This window comes from Oscillibacter sp. UBA6647 (assembly GCA_002455655.1).
Lineage (GTDB): Bacteria > Bacillota > Clostridia > Oscillospirales > Oscillospiraceae > Oscillibacter.
Genome location: DKLF01000136.1, coordinates 14344 through 28320 on the forward strand (window position 1 = coordinate 14344; position 13977 = coordinate 28320).

The 13977-nt window shown below is 57.3% G+C and carries 9 protein-coding genes and 1 pseudogene; 7 read left to right on the forward strand and 3 right to left on the reverse strand.

The window, feature by feature from the left end; genetic code table 11:
- Positions 1–57 precede the first annotated feature (57 nt).
- A complete protein-coding gene (locus B2W96_RS10010) occupies positions 58–834 on the reverse strand; it encodes an IclR family transcriptional regulator (RefSeq protein WP_293010150.1) in 777 nt (258 codons plus the stop codon).
- Between the two features lie 327 nt (positions 835–1161).
- Here B2W96_RS10010 and nifJ point away from each other — a divergent pair, with 327 nt between their 5' ends.
- The 7 genes from nifJ to xdh all read left to right on the forward strand — a co-directional run bounded on the left by nifJ (position 1162) and on the right by xdh (position 12753).
- Positions 1162–4704 (forward strand): pyruvate:ferredoxin (flavodoxin) oxidoreductase, encoded by a 3543-nt coding sequence (nifJ, locus tag B2W96_RS10015; RefSeq protein ID WP_293010151.1) that lies wholly within the window; start codon positions 1162–1164, stop codon positions 4702–4704.
- A gap of 311 nt (positions 4705–5015) precedes the next feature.
- Entirely contained in the window at positions 5016–5942 is a 927-nt protein-coding gene (locus tag B2W96_RS10020) for an NTP transferase domain-containing protein (RefSeq protein WP_293010152.1), read from the forward strand.
- A gap of 131 nt (positions 5943–6073) precedes the next feature.
- The gene (locus B2W96_RS10025; RefSeq protein WP_293010153.1) at positions 6074–6694 is read left to right on the forward strand and encodes a nucleotidyltransferase family protein; all 621 of its coding nucleotides are present in this window, start codon (positions 6074–6076) and stop codon (positions 6692–6694) included.
- An 18-nt stretch (positions 6695–6712) separates the two neighbouring features.
- Complete coding sequence (locus B2W96_RS10030; RefSeq protein ID WP_293010154.1) at positions 6713–8839, forward strand: xanthine dehydrogenase family protein molybdopterin-binding subunit; 2127 nt, start codon at positions 6713–6715, stop codon at positions 8837–8839.
- A gap of 3 nt (positions 8840–8842) precedes the next feature.
- Entirely contained in the window at positions 8843–9316 is a 474-nt protein-coding gene (locus tag B2W96_RS10035) for a (2Fe-2S)-binding protein (RefSeq protein WP_293010155.1), read from the forward strand.
- Complete coding sequence (locus B2W96_RS10040) at positions 9310–10128, forward strand: FAD binding domain-containing protein (RefSeq protein WP_293010156.1); 819 nt, start codon at positions 9310–9312, stop codon at positions 10126–10128. The genes B2W96_RS10035 and B2W96_RS10040 overlap by 7 nt, the downstream gene beginning before the upstream one ends.
- A 60-nt stretch (positions 10129–10188) precedes the next feature.
- Entirely contained in the window at positions 10189–12753 is a 2565-nt protein-coding gene (gene xdh, locus B2W96_RS10045) for a selenium-dependent xanthine dehydrogenase (protein ID WP_293010157.1), read from the forward strand.
- 92 nt (positions 12754–12845) lie between these two features.
- On the opposite strand, the gene B2W96_RS10050 is transcribed toward xdh, so the two are convergent.
- Together B2W96_RS10050 and B2W96_RS10055 are read right to left on the reverse strand one after the other, a co-directional pair.
- A complete protein-coding gene (locus B2W96_RS10050) occupies positions 12846–13532 on the reverse strand; it encodes a hypothetical protein (RefSeq protein ID WP_293010158.1) in 687 nt (228 codons plus the stop codon).
- Between the two features lie 227 nt (positions 13533–13759).
- Positions 13760–13977: pseudogene (locus B2W96_RS10055) on the reverse strand (hypothetical protein); the annotation flags it as partial.

Below are 13977 nucleotides of genomic sequence, written 5' to 3' on the forward strand. Positions count from 1 at the left end.
CCGCACGATTTTTATATACATCTGTTCTTTTTCTTCCTCCGGCCCGCTTAAAAAGGTTTAGATCGACTCCGGAAGAAAGCCCCGGGCCTCGGCGATCAGCTCAATTTCCCGCTTGGCCTGCGTGAGACAATCCAGTACCAGCGCTTTTTTCTCCTCCGAGCAGCGAAACATCGGAACGGCCACGCTGAGCGCGGCAAAGGTCTGCCCGTCCCTGCGCAGCGGAACGGCCCAGCAGTATAGCTGCTCCGCCGATTCCTCCCGCTCCCAGGCAACGCCTGTTTTTCGGATTTGCGCAAGCTGCCCAAGCAGCGTGTCGAAATCCACCACGGTATGCGCCGTCAGGCGAGGAAATCCGTCGGCATACAGCTCCCGAACCTCTTCATCCTTCAGGTCGCTCAGCAGGGCCTTTCCAATGGCCGTTCCGTTGGCGGGCAGCCGGTTTCCCACATGGGAAATCATGCGGATGGGCTGCGGAGAGTCCACCTTGCGGATGTAAAGCACCTTATCCCGGTCCAAAACGCCCATCTGGCAAGTTTCGTCGCAGCTTTCCACAACGGCCTCCATCACCTGCAGGATAAAATCCACGGCGCCTTGATTGGCCGCAAAGCTGCTGCCCAGCGCATAGGCGCTGATACCAATGAAATATCGGTTTGACCGGCGGTCCAGTCGGATATATTTCCGGCTGAGCAGTGTGTGAAGAATGGGAAAAAGGCTGCTCTTCGGCGCATCCAGCGCCACGGACAGCTCTGTCAAGGTGCTTCCGCCGTCCTTTGAAAGCGCCAGATATTCCAGAATATCCAGCACCCGGGCGGTAGAGCGGTGCTCCTGCGGCATAGATTGTGCCTCCATTTCAGTAACATTTTTACTTCCAACACTCTAGCACAGCGGGCGGCAGGTTACAAGCGGAAGTTGCAAATGTCTCTTTTGGAATGCACACGATAAGCAAGAAGCTCCCAAAAATCCAACATATTCCCCAAAAATTTTAAAACCAGAAATTCTCCTATTGACACAAAGCCAAATCTATGGTAAAGCTGAATAGTGAAAGTCCTATTTAAAAACAGAGTTCTTATATAGGAACAACAGAAGACAATGACAGGGCAATCATTTCATTCAGGAAGCGCCCGGAACGGGCGAAAAAAAGGAAAAGAAGGGAAAAAAACCATGAGTAAAAAGCTTGCGGTGATGGACGGCAACACAGCCGCGGCGCATGTGGCGTATGCGTTTACGGAGGTTGCGGCCATCTACCCCATCACTCCGTCTTCCCCCATGGCGGAAAAGGTGGACGAATGGTCCGCCAAGGGCCGGAAAAACCTGTTTGGGTCCACGGTGGACGTGATTCAGATGCAGTCCGAGGCCGGCGCGGCAGGTACCTGCCACGGCTCCTTGCAGGCCGGCGCGCTGACCACCAGCTTCACCTCCGCACAGGGACTGATGCTGATGATCCCCGCCATGTATGCCATGGGCGGCCAGTTCCTGCCCAACGTGCTGCACATCGCCTCCCGAGTGGTCACCTCCAACCATCATTCCATTTTTGGCGACCACACCGACTTTATGACCTGCCGTACCACCGGGTACGCCATGCTGATGTCCTCCACTCCTCAGGAGTGCATGGACTTGGCGGCGGTGGCCCATCTTTCGGCCATCCGCTCCAAATATGCGTTTATGCACTGCTTTGACGGATTCCGCACCTCTCACGAGATGCAGCGCATTGAGGCGCTGGATTATGAAGACCTGCGCGGGCTTCTGGATACCGACGCCCTGCGTGCCTTCCGCCGGAACTCCCTCAATCCCGAGCATCCCACCAACCGCGGCAACAACGTCAACCCCGACGTATACTTCCAGTGTAAGGAAGGCGCCAACGAAAAGGCCGCCGACGTGCCGGGTACCGTGCAGCACTACATGGACGAAATCAACAAGCTGACGGGCCGGGATTATAAGCTGTTCAACTACTACGGCGCGCCCGACGCGGAGGAAGTGGCCGTGATCATGTGCTCCGCCTCCGAGACGGTGAAGGAGACGGTGGACTTCCTCAACGCCAACGGGCGGAAGGTTGGCCTGCTTCAGGTCCGGCTGTATCGGCCCTTCTCTGTGAAGCACTTTGCCGAGGCCATTCCCGCCACCTGCAAGAAAATCGCGGTGCTGGACCGGTCCAAGGAAACCGGCTCCGTGGGCGAGCCGCTGTATCTCGATGTGGTCACCGCCCTGAATCAGGCGGACCGGACCGACATCCGCATTGTGGGCGGACGGTATGGCCTCTCCTCCAAGGACACCACTCCGGGCCAGTTTATCGCCGTGTTTGATAACCTGCGTCAGGCCCAGCCCAAAAACAACTTTACCATCGGCATCAACGACGACGTGACCAATACCTCGCTGGACTATCAGGAGCTGGAGCTGTCCCCCGCTGGTCAGACCTCCTGTAAAATCTGGGGTCTTGGCGGCGACGGCACGGTAGGCGCGAATAAGAACGCCATCACCACCATCGGATTGGTGGCGAATAAGTATGCTCAGGCTTATTTCTCTTACGATTCCATGAAAACCGGTGGACTGACCCAGTCTCACCTGCGTTTTGGCGATGAGCCGATTCGCTCCACTTATCTGGTTTCCTCCGCGGACTTTGTGGCTGTCCACGCACCCACCTATGTCAGCAAGTACGACACCGCCGCAGACCTGAAGGAAGGCGGAATCTACCTGCTCAACTGTCCGTGGTCGGTTTCCGAGCTGGAGGAGCACCTCCCCGCCTTGCTGAAGCGGGAGCTTGCCAGCAGGCATGCCCGGTTCTACATCATCGACGCGGCAAAGATTGCCGAGGAAATTGGCCTGCGCGGCCGCACCAACAACATCCTTCAGGCTGTCTTCTTCGCCCTGACCAAGGTGATTCCTCTGGACGTGGCTGTGGAGGACATGAAAAAAAACAACTACAACTCTTATTTCAAAAAGGCCGGACAGAAAATTGTGGATCTGAACGACCGGGCCGTGGATGCAGGCGTGAGCGCCGCCGTGAAGGTGGAAATTCCCGCATCCTGGGCCACGGCGCAGGATGCGCCAGCCGCAGAGCTGGAAACCACGCCCTTTGTCCGAGATATTGTTCTTCCCATGGACCGCCAGCAGGGTGACAAGCTTCCCATCTCCGTTTTCAAAAAGTACGGCGTGCTGGACGGCACATGGGAAAACGGCACCTCCGTCTATTCCAAGCGAGGCGTAGCCACCGCAGTCCCCAAGTGGAACGGCGAGAGCTGCATCCAGTGCAACCGCTGCTCCATGGTCTGTCCCCACGCGGCGCTGCGCCCTGTGCTGCTGACGGAGGAGGAGAAGGCCGGTGTGCCCGCTTCCTTCGCCACCGTACCCGCCAAGGGCCTTGGCAAGGACGCTCCCCAGTATTCCTTCCGCGTGCAGGTTTCTCCCTATGACTGCCTTGGCTGCGGCGTGTGTCTGACGGCCTGCCCGGCCAACCAGAACGAGAAAATGGCCGACGCGCTGGTGATGACTCCCTTTGAGGAGATGAAGCCGGAGCAGGTCAACTTCAACGAGGTCGCCATGAACGAGGCATATCTCAAGAAGGACGCGGTCAGCGACAAGAGCGTGAAATCCGCTCAGTTTGCCAAACCCTATTTCCAGTTTTCCGCCGCCTGCGCAGGCTGCGCGGAAACCACCTACCTGAAGCTTGTAAGCCAGCTTGTGGGCGACCACATGTACATCGGCAACGCTGCGGGCTGCTCCTCCGCGTACAGCGGCGGCGCCCCCATCCTGCCTTACTGCCGCGACCAGCGGGGCTTTGGCCCGGCGTGGGAGCACTCCCTGTTTGAGGACAACGCTGAGTTTGCCTACGGCTTCTTCCACGCGCAGGACGCCATCCGCAAGGAGCTGTTCCTGCGGCTGGAGAGCCTGAAAGCCGCAGGAACTGCCGCTTCCGAAATTGAGGCGTATCTCACCGGCTGGGAGGATAAGAGCAAGTCCCGCGCCGTGTCCGACGCGCTGATTGCCGCGCTGGAGCGCAGCGAGAAGACGGAAGAGGTTCAGTTTGTTCTGGACAGCCGGGAATATCTCGCAAAGAAGTCCGTCTGGGCCGTGGGCGGCGACGGCTGGGCCTATGATATCGGCTTTGGCGGTATCGACCACGTGCTGGCCCAGAACCGGGACGTGAATCTGCTGGTGCTGGACACCGAGGTTTACTCCAACACTGGCGGACAGTCCTCCAAGTCCACCCCCACCTCCGCCGTGGCAAAATTCTCCGCAGGCGGCAAGAAGATTGCCAAGAAGGATCTGGGCGCAATCTTCATGAACTACGGCTACGTATACGTGGCGCAGGTGGCCATGGGCTACGATCAAGCCCAGACCCTCAAGGCCATCCGCGAGGCCGAGGCTTATCCCGGCCCGTCCATCATCATCGCCTACTGCCCCTGCCTGGAGCACGGCATCAAGGCAGGCATGAGCTGCACCCAGAGCGAGATGAAAAAGGCTGTGGAGTCGGGTTACTGGCATCTGTACCGCTATGATCCCCGCCTGACCGAGCAGGGGAAGAATCCCTTCCAGTTGGATTCTCCCGAGCCGGACACCGGAAAGATTATGGGCTATCTCATGGGTGAAAACCGCTACGCGGCGCTGGCCAACAACTTCCCCGACCGGGCCGACGCACTGTATGAAAAGGCCGTGCAGGACGCGAAAAATCGCTACTCCAAATACCGCAAAATGGCGGAGAACGGCTGATAAACACGTCACTTCCCCCCAGCCGCTTCTCGGCGGCGGGAGAAGCTCCCTCGTTTGAAAAGAAGGCGAGCACGCCGCGCTTTTGCGCGGCGCGCCTGCCTTTATGCCCATTGTTCAGTCAGAAATTTGACGCGCGGCGACGCAAGAAATGACGGCTATTAGAAAGCGGCGGGAAGCCCCCCGATGAAATGCTTTTTCGGGCCGCTGCATGTTTGGACTGTAGGGGAATTGACATCCCCCTAAAAATGTGTATGATAAATGAAAAGCTCGGCGTTGGCAGAGTTTTCAAGGTGGGAAGCGGGGTCTGTGACATGAGAATCAGCAAATTTGGTGGTCTGATTGCAGCCGCCAGCAAAAAAGCCGCGCTGCCCATGCTGAAGGTGGGGACGATCCCGGTCATTAAGCGAATCGTCATTTCCTTCCAGCAGGCCGGTATTTTCCCCATCGTGGTGATTACCGGCGTGGACGAGGACGAGGTGAAATACCAGCTAAGCAACTACGGCGTGATTTTTATTTCCAGCGAGCAGCCGGAGCAGCCCCAGCTTCTGGATTCCGTGAAGGTCGGGCTTCGGTATCTGTCCGGGAAATGCGAGCGGATTGCCTTTGCTCCAGTGAATGTCCCCATGTTCACGCCGGACACGCTGATCCGGCTGAAAAACACGGCGGGAGAGATTGTCACCCCGTCCTACCGCGGCTGCGGGGGGCATCCCGTGATGCTGGCGGACAGCATTATCCCCGAAATTCTGGCCTATGGCGGTGAAGACGGCCTGCGGGGCGCGCTTCGCACGCTGGATGAAAAACGCGTTTGGCTTCCTGTGGAGGACGAAGGCATTTTAACCAGCGTCCACAATCGAGAGCAGTTGCAGGCCCGTTTAGCCGAACACAACAACGCCATTCTGCACCCCGTCATCCGCATGAGCATCGAACGGGAATTTGCTTTTTTCAACGCGCGCCTGAAGCTGCTGCTGTTTTTGATTGCCGACACCCACAATATGCGCCAAGCCTGCGGTGCCATGTCTCTGTCCTACGGCAAGGCATGGGACATGATCAACCGGTTGGAAATCGAATTGGGCTATGCGGTTGTGGAGCGGCGGCAGGGCGGGCGACACGGAGGGAACACCGTTTTGACGGAACGCGGCATTGCATTTTTGCTGGCCTATCAGCGGTTTGAGGAAGAAATTTTTCATTATACCCAGAGCCGGTTTCAGGAGGCATTTTTAACAACCAAAATTCTATAATGGAATTTGGCAAGTTCTTTTCAGGAAGAAGTTGCGAACAAAAACCATCCCTTTCATAATGAGAGTGGACACACCGCGCCGTTTTCTATTGGGCGCGGGGCTGCTCTCAGAGGAAATGGGGTGGTTTTTTTATGCATGAGGCCTCCACTGTCTGCGGCCTGATTCTCGCGGCGGGGCTTTCCTCCCGCATGGGCGAATTTAAGCCGCTGATGCCGCTGCGGGGCAAAACGCTGATTGAAAATACGGTGGACAGCGTTTTATCGGGCGGCGCCCAATCCGTCGTGGTGGTGACGGGCTATCGGGGCGCGGAGGTGGACGCGGTGCTCCACTGGCGCTATGGCACACGCGTCATTTCCGTGCGAAATCCAGACTTTGCAAGCACCGACATGCTGCGCTCCATCCAAATCGGCTGCCGGGCCATGCCGGAATGCGACGCGTTTTTTCTGTTGCCGGGCGATATGCCCGTGGTACGTCAGGCCACCTTTCACAAGCTGCTTTCCGCCCGCCCCGCAAATGGCGTCAGCGTGATTTTTCCAACGCTGAATGGGGCGCGGAAGCACCCGCCGCTGGTGGATGCACGGATGATTCCTGAAATTCTCGCATTTCAGAGCGACGGTGGGCTGCGTCAGCTATGGCAGCGGCACGAAAATTTGATTCAGACTGTTTCGGTAGACGACGAGGGCGTATGGATAGATCTGGATACGCAGCAGGATTATGAAAGCTGTAAGCAGGGCTACGAATTTGTAAAATGAGGAGGCAGGGATTGCAAGATGGAAAAGATCAGTGAATCTGTGATCAAGAAAGACCACGCGCCGAAAATGTCCGGGCGCTCCGTTTATGTCGGAGACTATTCTGGTGATGGTGTTTTGACCGGCAAATTTCTTCGCTCCACTTTGGCGCGAGCCAAGGTGCTGGGCGTGGAAGTCCCCCCATTGCCGGACGGGTATTTTTATGTGGACAAAGCCGACGTTCCCGGCGACAACAACGTAAATATCGTGCTGGACGACACTCCGGTGTTTGCCCGGGACACGGTGGAGTACATCGGCGAACCCATCGGTATGGTGGTTGGCCCGGAGGAAAAGGTGGTGGACCGGATTCTTTCGGAAACCAAGGTTTCTTATGAAGAACTGGAGCCGATGCTGGACCTGCACAAGGCCGACACCGTGTTTTTCAACTATGAGTACGAAAAGGGAAATCTTGAAAAAGCCTTTGCCGAAGCCGACAAGGTTTACGTAGAAGAATTTTCAACCGGCTATCAGGACCAGACCTATCTGGAGCCGCAGGGCATGATGGCGGAGCCGGAAGAAAACGGACATATGTACGTCCACGGCTCCATGCAGTGCGCCTATTATGTCCACGGCGCGGTGATGCGTGCGCTGGGTCTCCGCCCCGACGAGGTTCACATTCTTCAGGACGTGACCGGCGGCGGCTTTGGAGGAAAAGAGGCGTTTCCCTCCATTCTGGGCTGTCAGGTGGCCGTGGCGGCGAGGAAGGCTAATGCCCCCATCCGCTGCATCTTCGGCCGCCGGGAGGATTTGGAGTTTACCTCCAAGCGCCACCCCTCGCTTTGCGTTTACAAGGTGGCGGTGAAGGACGGCAAGGTCACGGGCATGGACATCGACGTGAAGTTCAACTCCGGGGCGTACACCACGCTGTCCCCCGTGGTGTTGCAGCGGGGAATCATCTGCGCCAGCGGCGTTTACAGCTTTGACAATCTCCACGTCCACGGACGCGCCCTGAAAACAAATACCACGCCCTCCGGCGCATACCGGGGCTTTGGCGCGCCCCAGACCTTCTTTGCCGTGGAGATGATGATGAATCATATCGCGCGGGATTTGGGGATTGATTCCCTCCAATTCAAGGAAGCCAATCTGGCCCGGCAGGGAGATCCCACCTCCACCTCCGGCAAATATCACTTCCCCATTCCCCTGCCCGAGATGATTAACGAGGTGGACCGGGCCTGCGACTTCCGCAGAAAGCATCTGGAGTACGAGAAGCCCCAGATCGGAAGATACCGCAAGGGCATCGGGATGGCGCTGTGGTTCCACGGGGCGGGCTTCACCGGCTCCGGAGAACGGGACCACATCAAGGCGGTGTGCAAGCTGCACAAGTACCCGGACGGAACGGTGGAGGTTTTGGCCTCCAACGGTGAAATCGGGCAGGGCCTGCGAACCACGTTCCCCAAAATCGTTGCCCATGAGCTGAATCTTCCGCTGGAAAAGGTCTATTACAACCACCCTGATACCGCCCGCGTGCCGGACTCCGGCCCCACCGTTGCCTCCCGCTCCTTGATGGTGGTGGGTGAGCTGCTGCGCCGCGCGGCCATCAAGCTGCGCACCCAGTGGATAGAGGGCGAGGACCAAATTGTGGAGGAGCATTTCAGAGAGCCTGATTTTATGATTCCCTTCTATCTGGACAAATTTCATGGCGACGCGTACCCTACCTACGCATGGGGCGTGGGCGCCATCGAGGTGGAGCTGGACACCTGCACGGGCATCTCCAAAATTCTGGGGGCCTATGGCTCCTTCGACGTGGGTACGCCCATCGATTACAACATTGTCATCGGACAGATGGAGGGCGGCTATTTGCAGGGCATTGGCTATGCCTCCATTGAAAAAATGGAGTATGACAATAAAGGCCGCATCCGCAACAATTCCTTCTCGGACTATTTGATTCCCACCACAAAGGATGTGCCGAACCTGAAGTGCATGCTGCATGTGGAGCAATACCCCGACGGGCCCTACGGTGCAAAGGGCGCGGGCGAGCTGCCCCTCGTGGGCGCGCCCGGGGCCTTTGTGGCGGCTGTGGAGCAGGCCATAGGGGGCAAAGCGTCGCTGCACCATGCGCCGTTCACCGCCGAGGACACCCTGAATGTGATGATGAAGGAGGCTGAATAAGAGATGGATGCGATTCGATTTGTCCTCAACGGACAGGAAGTGTCCTACGAAGGCAACGCTTCCGACCGGCTGCTGGACGTTCTGCGAGACACCTACCGCACCACCAGCGTCAAGTGCGGCTGCAAAGAGGGCGAGTGCGGGGCCTGCTCCGTTTTGATGGACGGCGTGCTGGTCAACTCCTGCTGCGTTGCCATGGGCGCGGCGGCAGGCTCCTCTGTTACGACGATGGAGGGCTTCCGGGAAACGGAGCGCTACGCGGTTTTGGACCGGGCATTTGCGGCGGTTTCCGCCGTGCAGTGTGGCTTCTGCATCCCCGGCATGGTGCTGGCGGCAGAAGCGCTGCTTTCCAAAACTCCCCACCCCACGGAGGACGAAATCCGAGAGGGCCTTTCCGGAAACCTCTGCCGCTGCACGGGGTATAACGCCATTATCAACGCGGTTTCAAGCGCCGCAAAGGAGGGAAACGGACTATGGTAAACGGATATACCGCCGCCTCTTTGGATGAGGCGCTGAACCTCCGCGCGTCCCATGCCGTCGTCCCCTACGCCGGAGGCACGGACCTGATGGTGGAAAACCGCCCCGGAGCTACCTATCTGTTTTTGAACAAGGTTCCGGAATTGCAGCAGATTTCCGAGGATGCGGACTATCTCCGCATCGGCGCGGGCGTGACCTTTACGCAGGCACTTGGCGACCACCGGGTTCCCCAGATCATGAAGGACGCCGTGGCGCTGATTGCCGCGCCCGCCATCCGCAACGCAGGCACCTTCGGCGGAAATCTTGGCAACGGCTCCGCCAAGGCGGACTCCGTTTTGATTGAATTTGCGGCAGACGCAAAGATTCGGCTTCAATCCCTGCGGGGCGAGCGCATCGTTCCCGTGGAGGAATTCTATCTGGGCCGGAAAAAACTGGACCTTTCCGATGACGAGCTGATTACGGAGGTTCTCCTGCCCAAAACCGGGCTGGACCGGTATTACTACCAAAAGGTCGGCGGACGCAACGCGCTAGCCATCTCCCGGGTTTCCTTCGCAGGCGTGTTTGCCGAACAAGACGGCAAAATTTCCAACATCGCCGCCGCGTTCGGCGCGGTAGCGGACACCGTTTTGCGCTATCGGGATCTGGAGACAATACTGCTGGGCAAAACCTTGGAGGAAGCCCGTGGGCTGAAGGCGGAATACCTGCGGGCCTATGGGGCCCGGATGGTCCTCACCCGGGGCCGTGTGTCGGCGGAATACCGCAAGGCCGTATGCATGAATCTGCTGAACGAGTTTTTAACCCGGTTTGGTATTTGACCCAACACAAATCCGCCCGCGGTACCAACCCCGGGCGGATTTTCTGAAAGGAAGAGTGAAGTGTTTACTGTTTCGATTAACGGAAAAGAGTACGAATCCACCCACGACAAAAAGCTTCTGCGCTTTTTGCGGGACGACCTGCACCTGACCGCCACCAAGGACGGATGCAGCGAGGGCGCCTGCGGCACCTGCACCGTGCTGGTGGACGGCGTGAAAACCAAGGCCTGCGTGGTGTCTCTCAGCAAGCTTGCGGGAAAGCGGGTGCTGACCGTGGAAGGCATCGCCCCGGAGGAAATGAAGGTCTATGAGCACTGCTTTGCCGTCGCGGGCGCGGTACAGTGCGGCTTCTGTATCCCCGGCATGATTATTTCGGCCAAAAGCCTGCTGGATTCCAATTTGAATCCCACTCGTGCGGATGTGAAGCTGGCCATTAAGGGCAATCTGTGCCGCTGCACCGGCTATAAAAAAATTGAGGACGCGATTTTGCTGGCGGCGGACTTTTTCCGGGAAAAACGGGAAATTCCCCCCGCCCCTACCGCGTTGCACATGGACGAGCATGCAAAGCGCATTGACGCCGACGAAAAAATCAACGGGACCGGCCTGTTTGCCGACGATCTTACTATCCCCGGAATGCTGTACGCCAAGCCCGTCTATTCAAAATATCCCCGCGCCCGGATTAACCGCATCGACGTGAGCCGCGCCCTTGCCCACCCGGACTGCATCAAGGTTCTGCTGAAGCAGGACGTTCCCTGCAACAAAATCGGCCACATCAAGCAGGACTGGGACGTGATGCTGGGCGAGGGCGACGTCACCCGATATGTAGGCAACGTGCTGGCGGTGGTTGCCACCGACAAGCAGGAACTGCTGGAAGAGCTTTGTGCGCTGGTGGCGGTGGATTATACGGAGCTTACGCCCGTCACCAGTCCCTTCGATGCCCTGCGGGGCGACGCGCCCATGATTCACGAGGACGGCAACGTGATGAGCCGGGCAAATTTGGTCCGCGGCAACGCAGACGAAGCCATCAAAAATTCCAAATACGTGGTCACGCGGAAATATAAAACTTCTTGGCAGGAGCACGGCTTTATGGAGCCGGAGTGCTGCGTGGCCATGCCCGAGGGGGACGACGGCCTGCTGCTCTATACCTCCTGCCAGTCCGTCTACGACGTGCAGCGGGAGTGCGCCAAAATGCTTGAGCTTCCCAAGGAAAAGGTGCACTGTCACGCGGCGCTGGTAGGCGGCGGCTTCGGCGGCAAGGAGGATATGTCGGTGCAGCAGTACGCGGCGCTGATGGCATGGATCACCAAAAAGCCCGTCAAGGTGAAGTACACCCGGCAGGAGTCTTTGAATTACCATGTCAAGCGCCACCCCATGGAGATGGAGTTTACCACCGCCTGCGATGAAAACGGCATTCTTACTGGCATGAAGGGCATTATTATTGCGGATACCGGCGCTTACGCCTCTCTGGGCGGGCCGGTGCTGCACCGGGCCTGCACCCATGCGGCCGGACCGTACAATTATCAGAATATTGACATTTTCGGCATGTCTGTCTACACCAACAACGTCGTCTCCGGCGCTTTCCGGGGCTTTGGCGTGACCCAAAGCTGCTTTGCAACGGAAATGAACATTAACCTTCTGGCGGAGATGGCGGGGCTGGACCCGTGGGAGTTCCGCCGCCGCAACGCCATTAAGCCCGGCGATGTGCTCCCCAACGGGCAGACCGCCGACCCCAATACAAATATGGCCGCGTGCTTAGACGCGGTGAAGGACGTATTCCACGCAAACCCCTACGCAGGCATTGCCTGCGGCTTTAAAAACTCGGGAACCGGCATGGGGAAAAAGGACATTGGGCGGGTTTTGCTGTCTGTTGAGCAGGGAAAAATCCATATCCGCACCTCCGCCTCCTGCATGGGGCAGGGCATCGGGCAGATGGCCCTGACGGAAATCTGCCATGTAACAGATCTGGACCCCGCCCTGTTTGTCTTTGAGGCGGCAGACACCGTACGCACGCCGGACTCCGGAACGTCCACAGCTTCCCGCCAGACGGTGATGACCGGCGAAGCCGCCCGACGCGCCGGTGAAAGTCTCAAATGCGCGCTGGACAGCGGGAAAACGCTTTCCGAGCTGGAGGGCCGGGAATTCCTCGGAGAATACTCCGCCCTCACCGACCCCTTGGGCGCAATTAAAGAAAATCCCGTCAGCCACGTCTCCTATTCCTATGGCGCGCAGGTGATCGTGCTGAACGAGGAAGGAAAAATTACCAAAGCCGTCTCCGCCTTCGACGTGGGAACCCCCGTCAACATTGAGTCTGTGGAGGGCCAGATTGAAGGCGGCATGATCATGGGCATCGGCTATGGCGTGACCGAAAAGTTTGAGTGCGTGGACGGCTATCCGAAGAGCAAATTTGGAACCATCGGCTTTATGCGGGCAACGGATGTCCCGGAGCTGGAGGTCATTCTCTGCCGTCCGGAGGAGGGAGAGCAACTTCCCTACTCTCTGGGCGCCAAGGGCTGCGGAGAGCTGTGCATGATTCCCACGGCGCCTGCCTGCGCCCATGCTTACTACCGTTTGGACGGGAAATTCCGTCAGAGCCTTCCGCTGGAGAGCACACCTTATCGGAAAAAATGAGCAATTACAGCGCAGTCAAAAGCGGGAACCGGATTTACCGGCTCCCGCTTCCCTGTTTTGGTCAAGTCTCTCTAAAAGCCGTTCTCCCCGCGTCAGGTCATCAGCAGCTTTGCGTAAAATGCCGTTTGGTTCTGGGCGGCGACAATGTTTGCCTGCCGCAAAAACGCATCCAATGTCTCCGGATGCTCCACGGCATTCCGACAGGCGGCAATGGCCCCGTTCACGATGCACAGATACGGCATCCCGCAGGGCAGAATGACGGTCATTCGCTTTGCCATCTCATAGCATTCCCGAAAATACCGTCCCAGCGACTCCCCGTGGAGGCCCTCAATTTCCCCTTGCACAAAGCAGCCCCGGACGGAAATCGCCGGGAGCGTTCTGATTTTCCCCGCAAGCGCAGGAAGCATTCCTTCCGAAAACCCAGACTGCTTTCCGTCGTCAAAGCGCTGGGGAATTACCCGCAACCCCACGGGTTCCAAAGTCTCCTCCCGCTGATGAAGCCGGGCAATCCTGTCAATTTCCTGAAGCTCATCCCAGCTATTTGCAATAAAACGGCACATTCCAAAAAGGCGGCCCAAATCGGCAACTCCCTTTTCCCGCCCCGAAAAATAAATTTGCTCCCGTTGCAGGCCAAGCGCCGTGGCAGAAAGCACCTGCTCCCCCGTACACAGACTGGCCGCTTGAAATTGCACCGCCCCATGTATGGTCAGGTCGGAAAACAGGAATTGATATTCCGGAAGCTGCTGTTGCAGCCAGACAAAATCAATGTTACAGCTCATGCAACTCTCCAATAACAGACGTAATAAGAAAAATACAGTTACTGTAAGTATACCACAAAGCATTTAGAATACCAACAGCCTGTCTTAAGATCGTGATTAAAAGGCCCATTTAAATATACCTTTTAAGCTTATGATCTACTAAATGAACTTCTTTCATCTGCTGTCCCGCGGTGGTTTCGGTCTTGTGTCGCCCAGCCAATATCGCCACAGCTTAACAATACGCAAATTTAAGCCGTTTTTTTGATAATAAGAAAATCTGTACCAATACAAATTCCAATATAGAGCAACCAGAAGGCCCCATAGGTTGCAAACGAATTTCCAAGCAGAGGATACGGCGCAATTAAGCCCGTATATCCGCCGAAAAAGCCGTCCAGCAGATTAAAGCAGATTGAAATGGGAATTAGCCCCAAAATCCATATGTTAATTAATGTCTGCTGAATAATGC